Source organism: Thalassococcus sp. BH17M4-6, assembly GCF_049323015.1.
Lineage (GTDB): Bacteria > Pseudomonadota > Alphaproteobacteria > Rhodobacterales > Rhodobacteraceae > Puniceibacterium.
On record NZ_JBMPGU010000012.1, the window covers coordinates 36,331 to 55,053 of the forward strand.

General features: G+C 66.2%; 20 protein-coding genes. 10 read left to right on the forward strand and 10 right to left on the reverse strand.

The genetic code is table 11. The features are described 5' to 3' along the window. Nucleotides 1–89: 89 nt before the first annotated feature. The 5 genes from ACOXXX_RS16290 to ACOXXX_RS16310 form a co-directional block, all read right to left on the reverse strand. Nucleotides 90–770: a dimethylsulfonioproprionate lyase family protein gene (locus tag ACOXXX_RS16290; RefSeq protein WP_422827668.1), complete on the reverse strand. Its 681-nt coding sequence runs from the start codon at nucleotides 768–770 to the stop codon at nucleotides 90–92. Further along, nucleotides 767–1,645, reverse strand: a complete 879-nt coding sequence (locus tag ACOXXX_RS16295) for a DMT family transporter (protein ID WP_422827669.1) — start codon at nucleotides 1,643–1,645, stop codon at nucleotides 767–769. The genes ACOXXX_RS16290 and ACOXXX_RS16295 overlap by 4 nt, the downstream gene beginning before the upstream one ends. Next, nucleotides 1,642–2,331 carry a ribonuclease III gene (gene rnc, locus ACOXXX_RS16300; RefSeq protein ID WP_422827670.1) on the reverse strand — a complete coding sequence of 230 codons (690 nt, stop codon included), beginning with the start codon at nucleotides 2,329–2,331 and terminating at the stop codon, nucleotides 1,642–1,644. The genes ACOXXX_RS16295 and rnc overlap by 4 nt, the downstream gene beginning before the upstream one ends. Next, nucleotides 2,328–3,164, reverse strand: coding sequence for a signal peptidase I (gene lepB / locus ACOXXX_RS16305; protein WP_422827671.1), 837 nt, complete (start codon nucleotides 3,162–3,164; stop codon nucleotides 2,328–2,330). Before lepB ends, rnc begins: the two co-directional genes overlap by 4 nt. A 156-nt stretch (nucleotides 3,165–3,320) precedes the next feature. Beyond that, complete coding sequence (locus tag ACOXXX_RS16310; protein ID WP_422827672.1) at nucleotides 3,321–4,655, reverse strand: amidase; 1,335 nt, start codon at nucleotides 4,653–4,655, stop codon at nucleotides 3,321–3,323. 79 nt (nucleotides 4,656–4,734) lie between these two features. On the opposite strand from ACOXXX_RS16310, the gene ACOXXX_RS16315 reads away from it, so the two are divergent. Together ACOXXX_RS16315 and ACOXXX_RS16320 are read left to right on the forward strand one after the other, a co-directional pair. Further along, entirely contained in the window at nucleotides 4,735–5,988 is a 1,254-nt protein-coding gene (locus ACOXXX_RS16315) for a UbiH/UbiF/VisC/COQ6 family ubiquinone biosynthesis hydroxylase (RefSeq protein WP_422827673.1), read from the forward strand. A 54-nt stretch (nucleotides 5,989–6,042) separates the two neighbouring features. After that, nucleotides 6,043–6,810 (forward strand): SDR family NAD(P)-dependent oxidoreductase, encoded by a 768-nt coding sequence (locus ACOXXX_RS16320; protein ID WP_422827674.1) that lies wholly within the window; start codon nucleotides 6,043–6,045, stop codon nucleotides 6,808–6,810. Nucleotides 6,811–6,818: 8 nt separating this feature from the next. Here ACOXXX_RS16320 and ACOXXX_RS16325 read toward each other — a convergent pair whose 3' ends face one another. Further along, complete coding sequence (locus ACOXXX_RS16325; protein ID WP_422827675.1) at nucleotides 6,819–7,982, reverse strand: alkane 1-monooxygenase; 1,164 nt, start codon at nucleotides 7,980–7,982, stop codon at nucleotides 6,819–6,821. Nucleotides 7,983–8,141: 159 nt separating this feature from the next. Then, nucleotides 8,142–9,191, reverse strand: a complete 1,050-nt coding sequence (gene mutY, locus ACOXXX_RS16330) for an A/G-specific adenine glycosylase (protein WP_422827676.1) — start codon at nucleotides 9,189–9,191, stop codon at nucleotides 8,142–8,144. A gap of 92 nt (nucleotides 9,192–9,283) precedes the next feature. On the opposite strand from mutY, the gene ACOXXX_RS16335 reads away from it, so the two are divergent. The 4 genes from ACOXXX_RS16335 (at nucleotide 9,284) to ACOXXX_RS16350 (ending at nucleotide 12,364) form a co-directional block, all read left to right on the forward strand. Continuing rightward, on the forward strand, nucleotides 9,284–9,793 hold the full coding sequence (locus ACOXXX_RS16335) for a DUF721 domain-containing protein (protein WP_422827677.1): 510 nt from the start codon (nucleotides 9,284–9,286) through the stop codon (nucleotides 9,791–9,793). Nucleotides 9,794–9,833: 40 nt separating this feature from the next. Continuing rightward, a complete protein-coding gene (locus tag ACOXXX_RS16340) occupies nucleotides 9,834–10,496 on the forward strand; it encodes a DsbA family protein (protein WP_422827678.1) in 663 nt (220 codons plus the stop codon). After that, nucleotides 10,496–11,620, forward strand: a complete 1,125-nt coding sequence (locus ACOXXX_RS16345) for a CaiB/BaiF CoA transferase family protein (RefSeq protein ID WP_422827679.1) — start codon at nucleotides 10,496–10,498, stop codon at nucleotides 11,618–11,620. The genes ACOXXX_RS16340 and ACOXXX_RS16345 overlap by 1 nt, the downstream gene beginning before the upstream one ends. Before the next feature lie 183 nt (nucleotides 11,621–11,803). Next, the gene (locus tag ACOXXX_RS16350) at nucleotides 11,804–12,364 is read left to right on the forward strand and encodes a hypothetical protein (RefSeq protein WP_422827680.1); all 561 of its coding nucleotides are present in this window, start codon (nucleotides 11,804–11,806) and stop codon (nucleotides 12,362–12,364) included. A 171-nt stretch (nucleotides 12,365–12,535) separates the two neighbouring features. Here the strand turns inward: ACOXXX_RS16350 and ACOXXX_RS16355 are convergent, their stop codons facing one another. Genes ACOXXX_RS16355 through ACOXXX_RS16365 form a run of 3 tightly spaced genes read right to left on the reverse strand, consistent with a single transcriptional unit; the run spans nucleotide 12,536 to nucleotide 15,441 of the window. Continuing rightward, the gene (locus ACOXXX_RS16355) at nucleotides 12,536–13,666 is read right to left on the reverse strand and encodes a saccharopine dehydrogenase family protein (protein ID WP_422827681.1); all 1,131 of its coding nucleotides are present in this window, start codon (nucleotides 13,664–13,666) and stop codon (nucleotides 12,536–12,538) included. Continuing rightward, on the reverse strand, nucleotides 13,663–14,724 hold the full coding sequence (locus ACOXXX_RS16360) for a saccharopine dehydrogenase (RefSeq protein ID WP_422827682.1): 1,062 nt from the start codon (nucleotides 14,722–14,724) through the stop codon (nucleotides 13,663–13,665). Before ACOXXX_RS16360 ends, ACOXXX_RS16355 begins: the two co-directional genes overlap by 4 nt. A 57-nt stretch (nucleotides 14,725–14,781) precedes the next feature. Beyond that, complete coding sequence (locus tag ACOXXX_RS16365; RefSeq protein ID WP_422827683.1) at nucleotides 14,782–15,441, reverse strand: histidine phosphatase family protein; 660 nt, start codon at nucleotides 15,439–15,441, stop codon at nucleotides 14,782–14,784. Between the two features lie 210 nt (nucleotides 15,442–15,651). On the opposite strand from ACOXXX_RS16365, the gene ACOXXX_RS16370 reads away from it, so the two are divergent. The 4 genes from ACOXXX_RS16370 to ACOXXX_RS16385 all read left to right on the forward strand — a co-directional run bounded on the left by ACOXXX_RS16370 (nucleotide 15,652) and on the right by ACOXXX_RS16385 (nucleotide 18,646). After that, nucleotides 15,652–15,945 carry a ribbon-helix-helix domain-containing protein gene (locus ACOXXX_RS16370; protein ID WP_422827684.1) on the forward strand — a complete coding sequence of 98 codons (294 nt, stop codon included), beginning with the start codon at nucleotides 15,652–15,654 and terminating at the stop codon, nucleotides 15,943–15,945. A gap of 117 nt (nucleotides 15,946–16,062) precedes the next feature. Next, a complete protein-coding gene (locus ACOXXX_RS16375) occupies nucleotides 16,063–16,458 on the forward strand; it encodes a VOC family protein (RefSeq protein WP_422827685.1) in 396 nt (131 codons plus the stop codon). A 67-nt stretch (nucleotides 16,459–16,525) separates the two neighbouring features. After that, on the forward strand, nucleotides 16,526–17,050 hold the full coding sequence (locus ACOXXX_RS16380) for a Twin-arginine translocation pathway signal (RefSeq protein WP_422827686.1): 525 nt from the start codon (nucleotides 16,526–16,528) through the stop codon (nucleotides 17,048–17,050). Nucleotides 17,051–17,074: 24 nt separating this feature from the next. Beyond that, nucleotides 17,075–18,646, forward strand: coding sequence for a GMC family oxidoreductase (locus ACOXXX_RS16385; protein WP_422827687.1), 1,572 nt, complete (start codon nucleotides 17,075–17,077; stop codon nucleotides 18,644–18,646). Nucleotides 18,647–18,723 lie beyond the last annotated feature (77 nt).

The following is an 18,723-nucleotide window of genomic DNA, read 5'->3' on the forward strand; positions in this document are numbered from 1 at the left end:
GGACCTGTGGACGGTTGCAAGTCTGCGGCTATAGGCGAATTCGCGGCCAAGGGCCAGAGAGGGATTGTCAGGCCGTGTCCGAAGGCCGGTCAGACCGCTGGCGCGGATTTGCGGCGGTAGCTGAGTTTCATGCCGGGGGCGGCCAGCCGGTCGCTGCTGCCGACCCAGGCATAGGCCAGCAGGCAGGGTTCACGTTCGCCCGTGGTGATGCGGTGCTCGTGCTCAGAGCGGTTGAGGATCAGCGATCCCGGTGCAAAGACCGCGCTGTCGTTTTCCGACCAGGCCCCGGCCACCGAGATATAGCTTTCCTCGATCTCCTTGTGGCTGTGCTGGGGATAGGTGGTTTTCGGCGCAAAGAGCACGAAGCCCAGCACCAGCCGTTCCGAAAAGACCGGCCCCTGCGGTCCCAGAACCTCGCAATAGGCGTATTTGCGTTCCAGCGCGCGGGGCATCTTTTCATAGCCCCATTCCCAGGTCAGATCCTGCCGGACCCGCGCCAGCGCGCGCCCCAGCCCGGCCAGCACGTCGCGTTCAGCCAGATCAAGCGCCCGGTCGAGATGGGCGGTCACCGGCTTGAGCACCGGTGCCCGCTGGCGCATGGCGGGGTTGCCGTCGATCACCGATGTCAGCGTTTCGCGCACCCGCTTGCGGTGGCTGCGGATCGCCTTGCTGCCCCCGGCAGAGCCGTGGCGATAGAGGCTTTCGAATTCGCGCAGCAGGTAGATCCAGTTCGGACAATCGGCAAGGCGGGGGGCGGTGGCGTCGGTCATGGAAGTCGTCTTTCGGGTCGGCTGCGCAGCAGGGTGTAGCCGCCCGATACGACGATCAGCGCAGCCCCGGCAAGGGTCATTGCGTCGGGCCGTTCGCCGAAGATGGCCACCGCGATGATCAGCGCAAAAATCAGGCGGCTGTAGCGGAACGGGGCGACGACCGATACCTCTCCGGTGCGCATCGCGCGGGTCAGCGCCGAATAGCCCAGCACGCCGCAGAACGCCGTGCCGCAGATCCGCAGCGCGGCATCGGCACCGGGCAGTGCGGGTGGCCCGGCTTCGAAAAGAATGATGATCGCGCCTGCCAGGGTCACCACCGCAAAGCCCAGCAGGCCAAGCTGCGCGCTGTGGACCTGCGCGGGGCTGGTGCGGGTGGCCAGATCGCGCCCGGCGAACCCGATCATGCCCAGCACCGCGAAGATTGCGCTTGCCTCGAAGCCCGACGGGGTGGGCCGCAGGATCATCAGCACACCTGCGAACCCCACCGCCATCGCCGCCCAGCGGCGCGGCCCCACGGTTTCGCCCAGCACCAGCACCGCCCCCAGCGTCACCACCAGCGGCGCGGCCTGCAGGATGGCAGAGGTCGTCGAGAGCGGTGTGTAGGCCAGCGCCAGCGCGAAAAAGAGCCTGCCGCAGATCTCGAACCCCGTGCGGATCAGCAGGCCGCGCTGCAGATAGGCCGGATGCCAGAGCGGGATCTGCTTGGCGCGCGCGATTCCGGCGAAGATCGTGAACGCCAGCAGCCCGAACATGACAGTGCCCACGCCGGGACTGACGCTGCCAAGGCCGGTGGCGGATTTGAAGAACGCGTCTTCCAGTGCGAAGCCCAGCATCGCAAGCACCATGAAGGCGCTGCCGCGCAGGTTGTCTGTCACGATGCGCCGTCTGAAAGGCGATCCAGCAGCGCGCGGGCGGCGGCCTGTTCGGCAGCGCGCTTGGATCCGGCGGTAGCTTCGGCATGCTGGCCGTCGGCCAGGGTGGCGCGGATTGTGAAGACCGGCGCGTGATCGGGGCCGGAGCGGGCGGTTTCGGTGTAGCTGGGCGGTTGCTGGCCGCGCGCCTGGGCCCATTCCTGCAACGCGGTCTTGGCGTCGCGGCTGTCCTCTTCGACGGTGTGGATACGCTCCCCCCAAAGCCGCAGGATCATCGCCTTGGCGGCGTCAAAGCCCGCGTCGAGATAGACCGCAGCGATCACCGCCTCCATCGCGTCGCCCAGGAGCGCCTCTTTCCGGCGCCCGCCCGACAGCATTTCCGACCGCCCCAGTTTCAGCGCCGCGCCAAGATCGATCTGGCGGGCGACCTCGGCGCAGGTTTCCTTGCGCACCAGCGCGTTGAAGCGCGGCGCCAGCAGCCCCTCGGCGGCGGCGCGGTCGGCGGCCAGCAGCGCCTCGGCCATCACCAGGCCCAGCACCCGGTCGCCCAGAAACTCGAGCCGCTGGTTGTCATCGCGGTTGGGCCCCGACATCGACGAATGGGTCACCGCGCGCAGGACAAGCTCGGGCCGCTTGAAGTCATGCCCGATGCGCGTCTGAAGCGCCTTGAGATCGGCGGAAAGCTTCACTCGATCCCCTTGAAGAAGCGATCCGGCCGCCAGGTCCAGAAATAGAGCATCGACCGCCCGGCAGACGAGAACATGATCCGGTCGGCGCGACCGACGATGTTTTCATACGGCACGAAACCGACGCCGCCCGCGACCGACGGCACGCGGCTGTCCGAAGAATTGTCGCGGTTGTCGCCCATGAAGAAATAATGCCCCTCAGGCACGGTGTAGACCGGCGTGTTGTCCGATCCCTGCAGCCCGATGTTGAGGATCGGGTGGCTGACGCCGTTGGGCAGGGTTTCGATGAACTGGTCCTTGACGCAGATGCCGCCGTCGCCGACGGGACCGTTGGCGCAGCGCGGGCGCAGGGCCTGCGGCCCCTGCGGTTCGGCCACCTCTTCGAAGGTACCGTCGGGCGTCAACTCTACCGGTGCGCCGTTGATGTAGAGTACCGAATCCCGGACCTGGATGGTTTCGCCGGGCAGGCCGATCAGCCGCTTGATGAAGTCGCGCCCGGTGACCGGGTGGCGGAAGACCACGACGTCGCCGCGCTGCGGTTCGCCCCCCAGGATGCGGGAATTGTCGCCGTCGAGGAATCCGCAGATGTCGGCGGCGTCGATGTTGATGCCGATCTGCGGGATGAAGACCGTCGGGCAGGACGCATAGGAATAGCCGTAGGCCATCTTGTTCACGAACAGGAAATCGCCGATCAGCAGCGTGTTCTTCATCGAGCCGGAGGGAATCCAGAACGGCTGAAAGAACAGGGTGCGGAAGATCCCGGCGATCAGAAGGGCGTAGACCACGGTCTTGATCGTCTCGATGATCGCGTTGCCCTTTTTGGGTTCGGAAGCCATGGGGTGCCCTTTGCGCTGATGTCGCGCGCTTCATGCGGGGGGCGGGCACGGGTGTCAAGGTGCGGCCCCGGGGGGATCGCCCGCGGGGCGATACGAGAGACGCTGTCTCTCGTGCTCTCTGGAGATATTTTGCCAAGAAGAAGGGGGCGGGCGCGCCTAGTGCGTCAAGGCTGCTTCGATCGAGAGGCCGAGCCGCAGCAGGCGTTCCTCGGCCATGGAAGAGCCCAGGACCTGCAGCCCGCAGGATGGCGTCGCGGTGGGCAGGGTCAAGGCGCAGACCCCCATGAGGTTGCCGACCCGGGTGTTGCGCAGCGTGAGAAGGTTTTCGGTGACGTAATAGTCGCCCTGCTCCATCAGCTTGTCGATCTGCGGTGGCATGTTGGGGGCCGAGGGGCAGAGCACCGCGTCGAACCCGGCGGTACGCTCGTGCCAGAGCGCACGCACCGCGTCGAGCCGCCGCCAGGCCGCGACATAATCCGCCCCCGAGACCTGTTTGCCGCCTTCGAAGCGTTCTCGGATCGGTGCGAACATGAGGTCCGGCTGGGCGGTGATCGCGTGCGACCAGGTCCCCCAGGCTTCGGTCGTGTAGAGGATGCCGGAATCGCCCATCGGGCCGGTGAGTTCGGGGAAGGCGATCTTTTCGATCACCGCGCCCGCGTCGCGCAGCCGGTCGATGGCGGCGGCATAGGCGGCGGCGGGGGCGGGCCGGATGTCGTCATGCACAAGCGTCTGCAGCGCGGCGAACCGGCGGCCTTTCAGGGGCGGGCACTGGCGCGTGTCGATCGGTGCGCCGGCTTCGAGGGCGGCGAGCATGAGGGCGGCATCCTCGACCGTGCGGCAGAGCGGGCCGATGGTGTCGAACCGGGCGGCCAGCGGCACGGTGCCCGAAAGCGGCAGGCGCCCGGCGGTGGTCTTGAGGCCGACGAGGTCGTTCCAGGCGGCGGGAATGCGCACGGAACCGCCGGTGTCCGACCCCACGGCGGCGGCGGCCAGCCCGAAGGCGACCGAGGTGGCCGCCCCCGACGAGGAACCGCCGGCCACCGCGTTTTCGTCGTTGACGCAGGGCGGGGTGGCGGTGACCGGGTTGAGGCCGAGGCCGGAGAAGGCCAGTTCCGACATATGGGTCTTGCCAAGGCACACCAGGCCCATGGCGGTGGCCCGGGCCAACACCGGCGCGTCGCGGTCCGGGGTGCGGCCGCTCAGCAGGGCCGAGCCGGCCTCGGTCGCGACACCGGCGGTGTCGAAGAGATCCTTCCAGCTGACCGGCACCCCGTCGAGCGGCGACAGCCTTTGGCCGCGCTTGGCCCGAAGGGCGGCGGCGCGGGCCTCGGCCCGGGCGCGGTCTGGCGTGGTGCGCGCATAGATGCGGCTGGCGTGAGGGTGGCTGTCGATGGTGTCCAGGAACGCCTCGGTCAGGTCGACCGGGTCGATCTTGCCCGCGCCGATGGCACGGCCCAGGCTTGCGGCGCTCTGGCGGGTCGGGTCGGTCATGCGGGCCTCCTGTCGGTTTCGCTGCGAGGCTAGTGCAAGAGCGGGGGGCGGGAAAGGGGGGCCAGCGGCAGTGGGGCGCATGGACAATCCGGGCCGGGCGGTCATATTGCGCGGCATGAAGGACATGACCGACATCATCGTCGTGGGCGGCGGATTGAACGGCGCGGCATTGGCGCTTGGCCTCGCGAAGGCAGGGCTGGATGTGACCGTGATCGACGCGCTGCCGGGCGAGGCGCGCGCCGATCCGGCCTTTGACGGACGATCCTACGCGCTGGCGCTGGCGTCGCAGCGGATGCTGGCGCGGCTTGGGCTTTGGCCGCGGCTGGAGGCGGCGGCCCAGCCGATGCTCGAAATCAAGGTGACCGACGGGCGCGTGGGCGACGGTGCGGCCTTTCTGGGGCTGCATTTCGATCATGCCGAGATCGAGGAAGGCCCGATGGGCTTCATGGTCGAAGACCGGCATCTGCGCGGAGTTCTGCTGGCGGCCATGGCGGCGTCGGACCGGATCACGCACCTGGCGCCCGAGACGGTCGTGGCGCAAAGCGTGGAGGCGCGGAGTGCCTCGGTCACGCTGGCCTCGGGCAAGGTCCTGCGCGGGCGGCTGATCGTCGGCGCGGACGGACGGGCGTCTGGCACCCGCGAAAGGGCTGGAATCGGGCGGCTGCACTGGGGCTATGACCAGACGGCGCTGGTCTGCGCCATCGCGCATGAGCGGCCGCACAACGGTACCGCGCATCAGCTTTTCCTGCCGTCGGGGCCGCTGGCCATCCTGCCGCTGACCGGCAACCGGTCCTCCATCGTCTGGAGCGAACGCAGGGGGCTGGCCGAGGACATCAACGCGCTGGACGCAGCGGCGTATCTGCAGGTGTTGCGCCCGCGGTTCGGAGATTTCCTGGGCGACATTGACCTGGCCGGGGCGCGGTTCAGCTATCCGCTTGGGCTGAGTCTGGCGGATCGGTTCGTGGCCGAGCGTCTGGCGCTGGTGGGCGATGCGGCGCATGGGGTGCATCCGATCGCGGGACAGGGGCTGAATGCCGGGCTGCGCGACGTGGCGGCTCTGGTGCATGTGCTGGCGCATGCGGGGCGGCGGGGCGAGGATATCGCGAGCCCGCAGGTGCTGGCGCGCTACGAGGTCTGGCGGCGGTTCGACACTGCGACGCTGGCGCTGGCGACCGATGTCTTCAACCGCATCTTCTCGAACGATCGGGCGTTGCTGCGGGGGCTGCGCGATCTGGGCATGCGGGCGGTGCAATCGGCGCCCGCGCTGCGCCGCGCCTTTATCCGCGAGGCGGCGGGGTTGACCGGGGATGTGCCGGATCTGATGCGCGTCTGATCTTTTCCCTTCCGACAGGCCGTGTCAAAAGGCCGGGCAGGTGGAGGGGACGATATGGATCAGAAGACGGCAGTGGTGACCGGTGCGGCGCGGGGGATCGGGCTCGCGACGACGGATCTTTTTCTGGAAATGGGCTGGCGCGTGGTCATGGTCGATCGCGACGGCGCCGCGCTGGAGGAGGCGGCGGGCATCCGGCAAAGCGTGACGCCGCTGGTGCGCGACGTGTCGGTGCCTGAGGATGTGACGGCCATGACACGCGATGCGCTGGCCTGGGCCGGACGGGTCGATGCGCTGGTCAACAACGCGGGCGTGGCCGAGTTCGGCCCGATCGAGGAGACCGATTTCGCCAAATGGCGGCGGGTGATGGAGACCAACCTTGATGGTGTGTTCCTGTGTTCGCAGGCGCTGACCCCGGCGCTGAAGGAAACGCGCGGCGCGATTCTGAACATCGCCTCGATCAGCGGCCTGCGCGCCTCGACGCTGCGGGTGGCCTATGGGACGTCGAAGGCGGCGGTGATCCAGCTGACCAAGCAGCAGGCGGCGGAGCTGGGCGAATACGGCATCCGGGCGAATTGCGTCTGCCCGGGGCCGGTGCGCACCAAGCTGGCGATGGCGGTGCATACGCAAGAGATCATCGACGCCTATCACGATGCCATCCCGCTCAACCGCTACGGGTCCGAGCGGGAGCTGGCCGAGGTGATCACCTTCCTGTGTTCGGACAAGGCGTCTTATGTGACCGGGCAGGTTCTGGCCGCCGATGGCGGGTTCGACAGCACCGGCGTCGGCCTGCCCGCGCTGCGAGGAACCTCCGCACCGAGTTGAGGAGCGGCTTATCCGCCCTGGCGGGCGTCTTCGCCGGGGACCTGCGCGGTGTTGTACGGCGTCCAGTCGGTGATCTCGGGATAGTAGGTGCGGCGCCATTGCCGCACGCGCGGGTTCATCAGCCGCCGCCAGAGCGGCGGCACCATCGCGGCCATGGTCATGACCGGATAGCCGTAGGGCAGCTGCGGCGCCTCGCGGTCCGGGTAGGTTTGCAACAGCGGAAAGCGGCGGTCGGGCTTGTAGTGATGATCCGAATGTCGTTGCAGGTTGATCAACAGCCAGTTCGACGCGGTATGCGCCGCATTCCAGGAATGCCGGGGCAGCACGTGTTCATACTTGCCGTCACCCAGGTATTTCCGCGTCAGCCCGTAGTGTTCGACGTAGTTCACAAGCTCAAGCTGCCAGATCGCGACACCGGCCTGCACGACGAAGAACAGCAGGCCCGTCCAGCCGCCCAGGCCGAAAGCCAGCGCCAGCATCAGCAGCTGCAGTGCGGCGTATTTCCAGAAGGGGTTGGACAGGTGGTGCCACGCCCGGCCCCGGCGCGCCAGCATCGCCGCCTCGGCCCGGAAGGCCGACGCCAGGGATTGCCGCAGTACCCGGGGGTAAAACCGGTGAAATCCCTCGTTGTAGCGTGCCGTCACCGGATCGCGCGGGGTGCCCACATAGCGATGATGCACCAGCAGGTGTTCCGACCGGAAATGCGAATAAAGCACCATCGCCAGCAGCAGGTCCGCCAGCCCACGTTCCAGCCGGTTTTTCTGATGCATCAGCTCGTGCGCATAGTTGATGCCGATCGTGCCGGTCATCACGCCGGTCCCGAAGAAGACCCCGAAGCGTTCCCATCCGGTCAGATGCTCGGCCCGGCCCATGTACCAGATCAGCCCGAAAAGCGACACGAACTGCAGCGGTACCCAGACCAGCGTGACGAGCTTGTACCAGAAAAGCTGGTCCTCGCCGGTCTGCGGATCGGCATTGTCGAGGTTGAGGCCAAGCGCCGCGTCGAGCGCCGAAAAGAGATACCAGGTCGCCGCGACCGGGAGCAGCACCCACCAGCCGCCCTGAACCGCGCCGACCCAGACCAGCGGAACAAGCGCCAGCGACAGCCAGAACGGCAGCGCCGCGGCAAAGTGGGAAAGCGGTCGGGAGTGCGGGACGGACTGCTCGGCCATCTGGCATGCCTCACTTGGTTTCGCGAGAATCTACACCCACAGCGCAGCCGCGCCAACAGGGACGTCACGTGCGGTGGTCCTAGCGCAGGCAGGCGGCGGAATTGCGGCGGTGCTGCGCAGAAAAGGGGGTAATCGCGGCCCAGGTGCGGGGGAACGACCTCACTTCGCGGGATGCGCCAGGTCAAAGGCCTTGCGCATCACCGTGGGCAGGTCCGCGGGACTGAAATCCTCGGCCGGGCGGAAGGTGCCGCGCTGGGGTTCGCGGTCCATCGGGACAAGCGCCGTGCGCACCCGCAGGCGCAGGTGGAAATGCGTGAAGGTGTGGCGGGCCTCTTCGCTCAGCTCGCGCCATTCGGCGCGGATCGGCGGGGCGTCTTCGGGCGCATCGCTCCAATCGGATCCCGGCCATCCCAGCATGCCCCCCAGCAGGCCCTTTTCGGGCCGGGTTTCCAGCAGCCACGCCCCGTCGACCCGCCGGGCGAGATAGGCGATCCCGAGCCTGGTCGGTTTTTTCTTCTTGGGCGACTTGCGCGGCAGTTCTGCCGCGGTGCCGTTGGCCCAGGCCACGCAGGAGGACCGCCACGGGCACAGCCCGCAGGCCGGCTTGCGCGGCGTGCAGATGGTGGCACCCAGGTCCATCACCGCCTGGGCATAGTCGCCGGGGCGGTGCTGCGGCGTCAGGGCGCGGGCATGATCGGTCAGGATCGGCTTGGCCGCGGGCAGGGGCGTGTGTTCGTCGTAAAGCCGCGCCATCACCCGCTCGACATTGCCGTCGACCACGGTTTCGGGGGCGTCGAAGGCGATGGCGCTGATCGCGGCGGCGGTATATGGGCCGATGCCCGGCAGCGTCAAAAGCTGGTCATGGTTCTCGGGAAACCGGCCGCCGTGATCGCTGGCCACGACCCGCGCGCATTTCAGCAAGTTGCGGGCGCGGGCGTAGTATCCCAGGCCCGCCCAGGCCGCCATCACGTCGGCATCCGCGGCCGCGGCCAGGTCGGTCACCCGGGGCCAGAGCGTGGTGAACTTGACGAAGTAGTCGCGCACCGCCGCGACGGTCGTCTGCTGCAGCATGATCTCGGACAGCCAGACCCGGTAGGGATCGGGCCGCACCCCGTTTCGCCGGTCCTGCGGACCGACACGCCAGGGCATGACGCGCGCATGCCGGTCGTACCAGTCCAGCAGGTCGGCGGGGTCGGCGGGATCACGCACGGGTTACTCCTTGTTGATCGGCGGGCTGCGGTTCGGGCTGGTCGCGGAAGGCTGCGCCCTTTAGAATAGAAAGCGTCACAGGGATTCAAGGCATGAGCCAGCGACCACGCAACAAGAAGGGTTTTGCCCGCACATCCAGCCTGTTGCAGGGCCAGATCCGGCGTGCCAGCGAAAGCCGCGGTTTTGCGCAATCCCGGGTGCTGACTCATTGGCCGGAAATCGCGGGCGAGGATGTGGCCGCGATCAGCCGGCCGGTCGATATCAGCTATGCCAAGGGCGGGTTCGGAGCCACGCTGACCCTGCTTACCACCGGCGCGCAGGCCCCGATGCTCGAGATGCAGAAGGAACAGATCCGCGCCAAGGTCAACGCCGTCTACGGCTACAACGCCATCGCCCGGGTGCGCGTGACCCAGACCGCCGCCACCGGATTTTCCGAAGGCAGGGTGTCGTTCGAACACCGCCCGAAGGCGGCGGCGGACACGGCCCCGCCGCCCGAAGTGGTCAGCCGGGCGCGCGAAACCGCAAAGGGCGTCAGCGACGACGGATTGCGCGCAGCGCTTGAACGTCTGGCCACAAACGTCATATCCAAAGCCAAAGGCTGAGCCGTTACCGTGGCTTGGCAAAACGAACAGAGGTAGAAGCATGAACCGTATGATCGCCGTCGCCGCGCTCGCCATCGCCCTTATCGCGGGCGGGGGCCTGTGGATCAGTCAGAACTCCGGCACCACCCCGGCAGAGTTGCCTTCGGGCGCCGCAAACGCGCAAGAGGCCGAGGTCGATACCAGCACCGTGCAGGACATGGTTCTGGGTCAAGAGGATGCCCCGGTCGAGGTGATCGAATACGCCTCTTTCACCTGCCCGCACTGTGCGACCTTCCACAGCACGGTCTACGATCAGCTCAAGGCGAACTACATTGACACCGGCAAGATCAAGTTCACCTACCGCGAGGTCTATTTCGACAAGTATGGCATGTGGGCGTCGATGATCGCGCGCTGCGAACCGTCGAAATTCTTCGGCATCACCGACCTGATCTACAAGGGCCAGTCCGAATGGGTCCGCGCCGGGGCCGATGGCGCCATTGCGGACGAACTGCGCAAGATCGGCCTGATTGCCGGGCTCGACAAGGATCAGCTGGAAAGCTGCCTGACCGATGGCGACAAGCTGCGCACGCTGGTGGCCTGGTATCAGGAAAACGCCACCGCCGACGACGTGCAGTCGACGCCGACCTTCATCATCGACGGCCAGAAGTATTCGAACATGAACTACGCCGACTTTTCGGCCATCCTGGACGAAAAGCTGGACTGATGCCCGTATCGGCCCCGGCCGGTCCGCTGGCCGGTCTCAAGGTCATCGAACTGGCGCGTATCCTGGCCGGCCCCTGGGCCGGTCAGACGCTTGCCGATCTGGGCGCCGAGGTCATCAAGGTCGAGGCACCCCAAGGCGATGACACCCGCCGCTGGGGGCCGCCCTTCATCGACCACGACGGCGACCGCTCGGCAGCCTATTTCCATTCGTGCAATCGCGGCAAATCCTCGATGACGGTCGATCTGGCCAGCCCCGAAGGCCAGGCCAGGATGCGCGATCTGGTGGCCGATGCCGATATCCTGATCGAGAATTTCAAGGTCGGCGGACTGGCGAAATACGGCATGGACTACGCCAGCCTGTCGGCGCTGAACCCCGGGCTTATCTATTGTTCGATCACCGGCTTCGGGCAGGATGGGCCTTATGCGCACCGCGCGGGCTACGACTATATCATTCAGGGCATGTCGGGGCTGATGTCGATCACCGGCGATCCCGACGGCCAGCCGCAGCGCGCGGGTGTGGCGGTGACGGATCTGTTCACAGGGCTTTATTCGGTGACGGCGATCCTTGCCGCCGTGCACCAGCGCCATGCCACAGGGCGCGGCCAGCATATCGACATGGCGTTGCTGGATTGCGCCGTGTCCGCGACCGCCAATCAGGCGATGAACTATCTCGCCACCGGCACGCCGCCGGGGCGGACTGGCAATTATCATCCCAACCTCACGCCCTACCAGGTCTTCGACTGCGCCGACGGGTTCATCATCATCGCCACCGGCAACGACGCGCAGTACCGGCGGCTGTGCGCCTTGCTTGATCTGGACGACATGGCCACCGATCCCGATTACCTCACCAATGCCGACCGCGTCGCCAACCGGCCCGAGATGATCCGCCGCCTGACCGAGGCGACCTTGCAGCGCACCAAAGCCGACCTTCTGGCCGCCTGCGAGGCGCAAGGCGTCCCCGCCGGTCCGATCAACGACATGGCCGAGGTGATGGCCGACCCGCAGGTGCAGGCCCGCGGCATGCAGATCGCCCCCGAAGGCGTGCCCGGCGTGCGCGGTCCGTTCCGGTTTTCGGATGCGGATCTGGTGCTGGACCGTGCCGCCCCGAAGCTGGGAGAGGGCTGAGAGCAGCCGGTTATCATGTAGGAGATATCGTGGTGCAGAAGGGGTGGCTGCAAGGTCGGCAGTGCGGACTTTCCCGCCATTGCGTCCGCCAGTTTGAATGGCTGCTTTTTTGGAAACTGGCTATACTGATTCCGTGAAACGCCAACGTTGCACTAAATGTCAAATGACTAAGTTAGGTCCGACATGTCCCAGCGGTACTTTACGATCATACTGACAGCGTGCATCGCTGGCATGTTTTTGGTTGGTAATTCAACTGCTTATTCTGAATCTGAAGATCCCATAACGAAGCTCATTTGGTTGATCAACCATGAGGCTGAGAAGCCAGAGGTGGATATCACACAAGCCAGTGTCTCCAACTGCACTCTCACGGTCGAAACGCTTCGGCTTGCTCCGGATCGGTCTATCATTTCAACAAGCACAACAGTTTCTCTTCCGGCTCTTCATGGAAACAATTCGGTTTTCTTCCTTACCCCAGGGAAGGAAGATGACGGGGCAGGATTCAGCTATTTTGTGACAGAGGAAAAGGCGACGGCGATCTACCGGGTTGATAACCCATCAAGTTCCAAGCGTCGGTGGTTTCGAAAGCGCTTTGGTCAACGATGCTCGGGAGGTGACATGTGCCAAATTGATTATGTGCCGAAATCACTGTATTTTCGCGTACCCTCAAGCTCTCCGGCGGAACGCACAGCGCTTACTGATACCTTCCGGGATGCTATCGACTATTGTAGACGTCAGGTCGGCTGAACATTGCGGGATGCACTTCTCATGGAAAGCAAGGCCCTTCTGAAAAGCTGACATTGAAACAAACTGCAGTAATCGACAAAATGGGCTCGAAGCGGCAAACCACTTCGACACATTCGGCAAGGGCCGTGCCGGGGGAGGGCCCCAGCAGTCACCGCGACAAGGGTGTCGCCGTCACGCCAGGTGGTCGACCACCATCAAATGCTGCGCCAGCGTGCCGACTTCCTCAAGCCACGGTTCCACCAGCTTGGGGTCCGACGGGGCCGCTGACACGCCGGGCGGGATCTGGCGCAGCATGACCGCGTTGACCGCCAGCGCCACCGGGTTCGACACCAGCCGCGCCATTGCCGATCCGCGCGCGTCGCCCCAGGCATCCATCACATAGGTCTGGTGCCAGACCGCGCGGCCTTCGTGCTCGGCCAGAAGCGACACGCACAGGACCACCCGGTCAGGCTCGTCCTCGCCATAGGCATTCTCGGCCAGCAGGGACTGTGCCAGCGCCGTCAACTCGGCATCGTCCGCCGTCTCGACGGTGCGGAAGACATCCGCCCAGGCCTCGGCCCAGCCATTGAGCCGCAGCGTGCCGCGCACGAAATCCTTGATCTTCCAGGTCGGGTCGAAATGATATTCTTCGATGAAGGGCAGGGAATCGCGGTTGGGATAAACCTCGAACGTTTCGGGGGTGGGCAGCGGCGCATCATACCGCCCCAGCGCATCCCAGGGCCGCGCCACGTTCAGTTCGGAAAACTGCCGGATCGACCGGGACGGCGAGCGCAGCGCCTTGAGCACGCCCACCGGCGCCCAGCTGAACTTGTAGCGAAACGCGTTGGGATGTTTCGGCAGCCCGCCGCAGTAGGAGGTGAACGAGAGCGCATTGCCGGCCGCGTAGGCGTCCGAACTGCGGTAGCTCGCCACCAGGTGATGTGCCATCAGGTGGTCGATGCCCGGATCCAGCCCCACCTCGTTCACCAGGCACAGACCTTTCAGCTGCGCGCGCGCATGCAGCGACCGCATCTCGGGCGAGATGTAGGACGAACTGACGAAATGCGCGCCCTTGGAAATCGCAAGCTCAGCCAGCGAAACGTGGAAATCCGCGGGCAGCATCGACACGATGACATCGCCCTGCTGAACCTCGGCAGACAGCGCCTCCATCTCGAATTCATGCAGGCGCTGGGTCAGGTCGCCGACCGCATCCTCGGCCTTGTCGAGCGTCCGGTTCCAGACCGTGACCTCGTGCCCTTCGCCGATCAGCCGCCGCAGGCCGGGCACCGCAGAAAGCCCGGTGCCGCACCAGTGAATTGTCATGTCTGTGCCTTCCCGATGTGGTCGTTGAAATGTGTTTTTGCCCGGCCCCAGACGCCGGTGTCCAGCGTGTCCAGCGTCAGAAGCGACGGCAGCAGCTGGGCGGCGTAGTCTTCCGAGGATTCCACCGGCAGCAGCGACGGCAGGTTGTCGATGGCCGTCACATCCAGCGGCGGTGTGTCATGCACGCGCAGTGCCGGGGCGGCCCAGTCGGTGGTGCGGTCATAGACCTTGACGGGCGAAAAATCGCTGTCCGGGTCGCAGGCGATATCGCCGATGACGCACAGTGCGCGGGGCGCATCGGTTGCGCTGGCGGGCACGAAGACCGGCGTGCCGGGCCGCGCCAGGATGCAGTTGAGGAAAATCTCGTGCTCCAGCACCTCGGGGAAGGGGCCGCCATGGGCGGTTTCCGCCATGTCCCACTGCGTGACGGCGACCCCCATCGCGGTGCAAAGGTCCGTCGCCCCGGTGCCCACACGCCCCAGCGCGCCGATCACCATTGCGCGCGGGCGATGCGTGCCCAGGCCCACAAGTTGGGTCTGCAGATCGGCCAGCAAGGCCGAGGAGCTGGGGTAGGTCGACACCGGCCCGCAAACGCCGCCCTGCTGCTGCGCGATCCAGCATTTCAGCGCCACAGCCGCACCGGCATAGCCCGCCCAGTAGCCAAAGGCGGCGACGCGGCGGCCATCCTGGTCGGTGAGGTATTCCAGATCGTAGAGCGTGCCGCCGCCTGCCCTGAACCGTGCCAGCAGGCGTTGCCCGGCGGGCTGGCCCTTGTAGGCATGGCCGAACATGATGTGGCGGTGCACCAGCGGCGTGCCATCCTCGGGCAGTTCCTTTAGGCCGAAGATGATCGCGTCCCGCGGCGCGTCGGGCCAGCTTTCCGCGGCGGCGATCTGCGCACCTGCGGCGCGGTAGCCGTCGATCGGGATGGCGCGGGTGCCGCTCTCTTCGACCGTCACGGCAAAGCCCTTGGCGATCAGCGCGCGCACGCCGTCGGGCGTGATGCCAACGCGTTCTTCGTTCGGGCGCTGTTCGGCGCGCACCCACAGATGTGTCATGTGATCCCCCGTCGTTGCGGCCACGCTAGCGCAGGCGCCGCGGCAGGGAAAGAGGGGTCAAATATGGGTCTGGGCATGGTGGCGGTCCGGCAGGTCGAGATGCGGTGTGGCGTTGAATTGCGTGAGCGCGAGGCCCGTGGCCAGCGGCTGGAACCGGTGCAGAGAGGTGTTGCGGATCGCCAGGCTCGCATGCGCCAGCGCCGGAATGTCCAGGGACATCGCCACCCGCATCGCCATGGCGATCACCCCGCCCGAGGTCACGACCAGCGCCCGGCCCCGCCCGGCGGCCAGTTCGTGCAGCACGTCGGAAACGCGCGCCTCGAACGCGGCAAAGCTTTCCGGCGCGCCGTCGATGGCCCCGTCGCGCCACAGGGTGAAGAGCCGCGGCAGGTGATGCACGAAGCCTTCGCGGTCGGTGGGGATCGGCAAGCCGTGCTGGTCCTCCACCAGCCGCGCCATGTCGAAATACGACAGCTCGTTCAGCCGCGGGTCGCGGACCACCGCCTGCGCGCAGGGCGCGTCGATCCCGGCGGCGGTTTCCATATGTCGCCTGAGCGTGCCGCAATAGACGCGGGCAAAGACATCGCCGGTGTCGCGCAGATAGTGCCCCAGCCAGCGCGCCTGCTCATGCCCCAGCGGGCTAAGCCGGTCATACCCGGTTTCATCCCGGGCGCTGCTGTTGGCCTGCCCGTGGCGGACCATGGTGACGTGGGACATCGGCGGCTCCTTTTCGCGCCCTCATAGGCCGGTCGGACCGCCGGGGAAAGGGGGGTATCAGCCGCGTTGCATCGCGGGAAAGTGAGCGGGGGCCATACTGCTTTGGTCGTAGGCCGAGGCTTGCGGTTTTGACTCGCGCACCGCCGCCCGGCTATCTTTCCTGCCTGGCCCCGACGCGGTCAGCCGCCACTTTCCACAAAGGAGTGTGCCATGTGTCAGGTTTTTGCCGGACAGGATCCGGCCCGGTATAAATCGACCACCCGCAGGTTGCGGATCAACGGGCAAAGCACCAGCATCCGCCTGGAAAACGCCTTTTGGGCCACGCTCGACGAAATCGCCGAGGCCGAGGGCATCTCGACCCCCTGTTTTTTGTCCAAGCTGCATTCCGAGGTGCTGGAATTGCGCGGCGAGCCGGAAAACTTCACCTCCCTGCTGCGCACCACCTGCCTTATTCACATGGCCAAGGCCGCGCCTGCGGCCCCCATGGTCGTCGCCGCCGAATAGGCCCCTGTGGGCCGGGGCGCGGATTGCCCGGCCCTGTAGTATCCCCCTACTACCCGCAGGGTACGGCCCCCGTCCTAATCTGAATCGGTAAGGAAACTTCACCGATTTGGAGGGGCAATGGCCAAAGCCATCCACAGCATGATCCGGGTTCTCGACGAAGACCGGTCTGTCGCTTTCTACAAGACCGCCTTCGGGCTCGAGGTCGCGGACCGGCTCGATTTCGACGATTTCACCCTGGTCTACCTCAGCAATGCCGAATCCGACTTCGAGCTTGAGCTGACGGTGAACAAGGGCACCACTGAACCTTACGACCGGGGCAACGGCTACGGTCATTTCGCGGTGTCGGTCGAGGATCTTGACGCCGAACACGCCCGGTTCGAGGCCGAGGGCCTCAACCCCCGCAAACTGGTGGAATTCGCCCCCGGCGGCACGCTGGTGGGGCGGTTCTTTTTCGTGGCCGACCCGGACGGCTACCAGATCGAAGTGCTGGAACGGTCCGGCCGCTTCAAGTGAGCAGGGCGCGCGGGAGGAGGAGCCCGCGCGCCCCGGACGCATTGGTCAGACAGGGAGGACACCAACCATGACCAAGACCCAAACCCCCCGCGGGATGACGCGGCGCGAGCTGCTGTCGCGCGGCGTGACCGCCGGCACCAGCTTTGTCGTCGGTGCCGGTTACCTGACGGCGAAGGACGCCGCCTGGGCGACCGAGATGAACGCGCTCAAGCCCGACACGATGGCGACGCTCGTTCAGATGGCGCGGGACATCTACCCGCACGACCAGGTGCCGGACGAAAACTACGTCGTCGCGGTCAAGGGCTACGACGACCCGCAGCGCGTGGATTTCGTGGAGGCAGGCATCGAGGCGCTGAACGCCGCCGCGCGCGGCAAGGGCTATGGCCGCTATCTGGACGTGCTGTGGGAGCGTGACCGCATCGACCTGCTGCGCGGGATGGAGGACAGCGAGTTCTTCCAGACCATCCGCGGCGGGCTGGTGACCGGGCTTTATAACCAGAAGGCGGTCTGGCCGATCTTCGGCTACGAGGGCGAGTCCTATTCGCTGGGCGGCTACATCGATCGCGGTTTTGACGACATTTCCTGGATCTGATCCGGGCTAAGGGAGGATAATCGAATGGCTGCACCATTTGATCTCAACGACGACTCCGTGGTCGTCATCATCGGCACGGGCGCAGGCGGCGGTGTGTTGGCCAACGAACTGGCGCAAAAGGGCGTGAGCGTCGTGGCGCTGGAAGCGGGCGGGCGGTACCTGCCCGAGGATTACATCAACGACGAATGGGAAAGCTTTGGCCAGCTGGCCTGGCTCGACCCGCGCACCACGTCGGGCGACTGGCGCGTGGCCAAGGATTTCAGCGGCTTGCCCGCCTGGATCGTCAAGGCCGTCGGCGGCACCACCACCCACTGGGCGGGCGCGTCCCTCCGGTTTCAGGAGCATGAGTGGAAGGCCAAGACCAACTATGGCGACGTGCAGGGCGCGAACCTGCTCGACTGGCCCATCGACGCCGCCGAAATGGCGCCCTGGTACGAAAAGGCCGAAACCAAGCTGGGCGTGACCCGCACCGGCGACCGCGCAGGCCTGCCGGGCAACAACAACTTCAAGGTGTTCGAGGCGGGGGCCAAGGCGCTGGGGTACGGCGAGGTGCATACCGGGCGCATGGCGATCAACTCGTCCGACTACGACGATCGCATGGCCTGCCAGCAGACCGGGTTCTGCTTCCAAGGCTGCAAGTGGGGTGCCAAGTGGTCCGCCGCCTATACCGACATTCCGCGCGGCGAGGCGACCGGCAACCTCGAGGTGCGTCAAAAGGCCCATGCCGCGCGCATCCTGCACAATGACGAAGGCAAGGTCACGGGCGTCGAATATTTCGACGCAGACGGCAACCTGCAGATGCAGAAGGCGCGGATCGTGGCCGTCGCGGGCAACTCGTTCGAATCGCCCCGGCTGCTGCTCAACTCCGCCTCGAGCATGTTCCCCGATGGTCTTGGCAATTCCTCGGGACAGGTCGGGCGCAACTACATGCGGCACCTGACCGGGTCGGTCTACGCGATCTTCGACAAGCCGGTGAAGATGTGGCGCGGCACCACCATGGCGGGCATCGTTCAGGACGAGGCGCGGCATGATCCCAGCCGTGGCTTCGTCGGCGGCTACGAGCTTGAGACGCTGAGCCTGGGTCTGCCGTTCATGGCCGCCTTCCTCGACCCCGGCGCCTGGGGCCGCGAATTCACCACCGCGCTGGATCACTACGAGAACATGGCCGGCATGTGGATCGTGGGCGAGGACATGCCGCAGGAAACCAACCGCGTGACGCTGAACATGGAGGTGAAGGACCAGTTCGGCCTGCCGGTGGCGAATGTGCATTATTCGGATCACCCCAACGACAAGGCGATGCGCGATCATGCCTACAAGCAGGGCATGGCGATGTACGACGCGGTGGGGGCCACCCGGTCGATGCCGACGCCGCCCTACCCGTCAACGCACAACCTGGGCACAAACCGGATGTCCGAAAATCCGCGCGACGGCGTGGTCAACCGCTGGGGGCAAAGCCACGACGTGCCGAACCTCTTTGTCTCGGATGGCTCGCAGTTCACGACCGGGGCCGCGGAAAATCCGACGCTGACCATCGTGGCGCTGGCGATCCGGCAGGCCGATCACATCGCGTCCGAAATGTCGCGCGGCAACATCTGATCGCGCCACAAGGGGCGCAAGCCGGGATCAATCGCGGGGGCGGGCCATCGACGGTGGCCCGCCCCCGCTGATTCCTG

Coding starts and splice junctions, on each gene's coding strand:
- ACOXXX_RS16290 (WP_422827668.1), bottom strand. CDS start 770: ATGACCGACGCCACCGCCCCCCGCCTTGCCGATTGTCCGAACTGGATC.
- lepB (WP_422827671.1), bottom strand. CDS start 3,164: ATGGCTTCCGAACCCAAAAAGGGCAACGCGATCATCGAGACGATCAAG.
- ACOXXX_RS16310 (WP_422827672.1), bottom strand. CDS start 4,655: ATGACCGACCCGACCCGCCAGAGCGCCGCAAGCCTGGGCCGTGCCATC.
- ACOXXX_RS16315 (WP_422827673.1), top strand. CDS start 4,735: ATGGACAATCCGGGCCGGGCGGTCATATTGCGCGGCATGAAGGACATG.
- ACOXXX_RS16320 (WP_422827674.1), top strand. CDS start 6,043: ATGGATCAGAAGACGGCAGTGGTGACCGGTGCGGCGCGGGGGATCGGG.
- ACOXXX_RS16325 (WP_422827675.1), bottom strand. CDS start 7,982: ATGGCCGAGCAGTCCGTCCCGCACTCCCGACCGCTTTCCCACTTTGCC.
- ACOXXX_RS16335 (WP_422827677.1), top strand. CDS start 9,284: ATGAGCCAGCGACCACGCAACAAGAAGGGTTTTGCCCGCACATCCAGC.
- ACOXXX_RS16340 (WP_422827678.1), top strand. CDS start 9,834: ATGAACCGTATGATCGCCGTCGCCGCGCTCGCCATCGCCCTTATCGCG.
- ACOXXX_RS16345 (WP_422827679.1), top strand. CDS start 10,496: ATGCCCGTATCGGCCCCGGCCGGTCCGCTGGCCGGTCTCAAGGTCATC.
- ACOXXX_RS16350 (WP_422827680.1), top strand. CDS start 11,804: ATGTCCCAGCGGTACTTTACGATCATACTGACAGCGTGCATCGCTGGC.
- ACOXXX_RS16355 (WP_422827681.1), bottom strand. CDS start 13,666: ATGACAATTCACTGGTGCGGCACCGGGCTTTCTGCGGTGCCCGGCCTG.
- ACOXXX_RS16360 (WP_422827682.1), bottom strand. CDS start 14,724: ATGACACATCTGTGGGTGCGCGCCGAACAGCGCCCGAACGAAGAACGC.
- ACOXXX_RS16365 (WP_422827683.1), bottom strand. CDS start 15,441: ATGTCCCACGTCACCATGGTCCGCCACGGGCAGGCCAACAGCAGCGCC.
- ACOXXX_RS16370 (WP_422827684.1), top strand. CDS start 15,652: ATGTGTCAGGTTTTTGCCGGACAGGATCCGGCCCGGTATAAATCGACC.
- ACOXXX_RS16375 (WP_422827685.1), top strand. CDS start 16,063: ATGGCCAAAGCCATCCACAGCATGATCCGGGTTCTCGACGAAGACCGG.
- ACOXXX_RS16380 (WP_422827686.1), top strand. CDS start 16,526: ATGACCAAGACCCAAACCCCCCGCGGGATGACGCGGCGCGAGCTGCTG.
- ACOXXX_RS16385 (WP_422827687.1), top strand. CDS start 17,075: ATGGCTGCACCATTTGATCTCAACGACGACTCCGTGGTCGTCATCATC.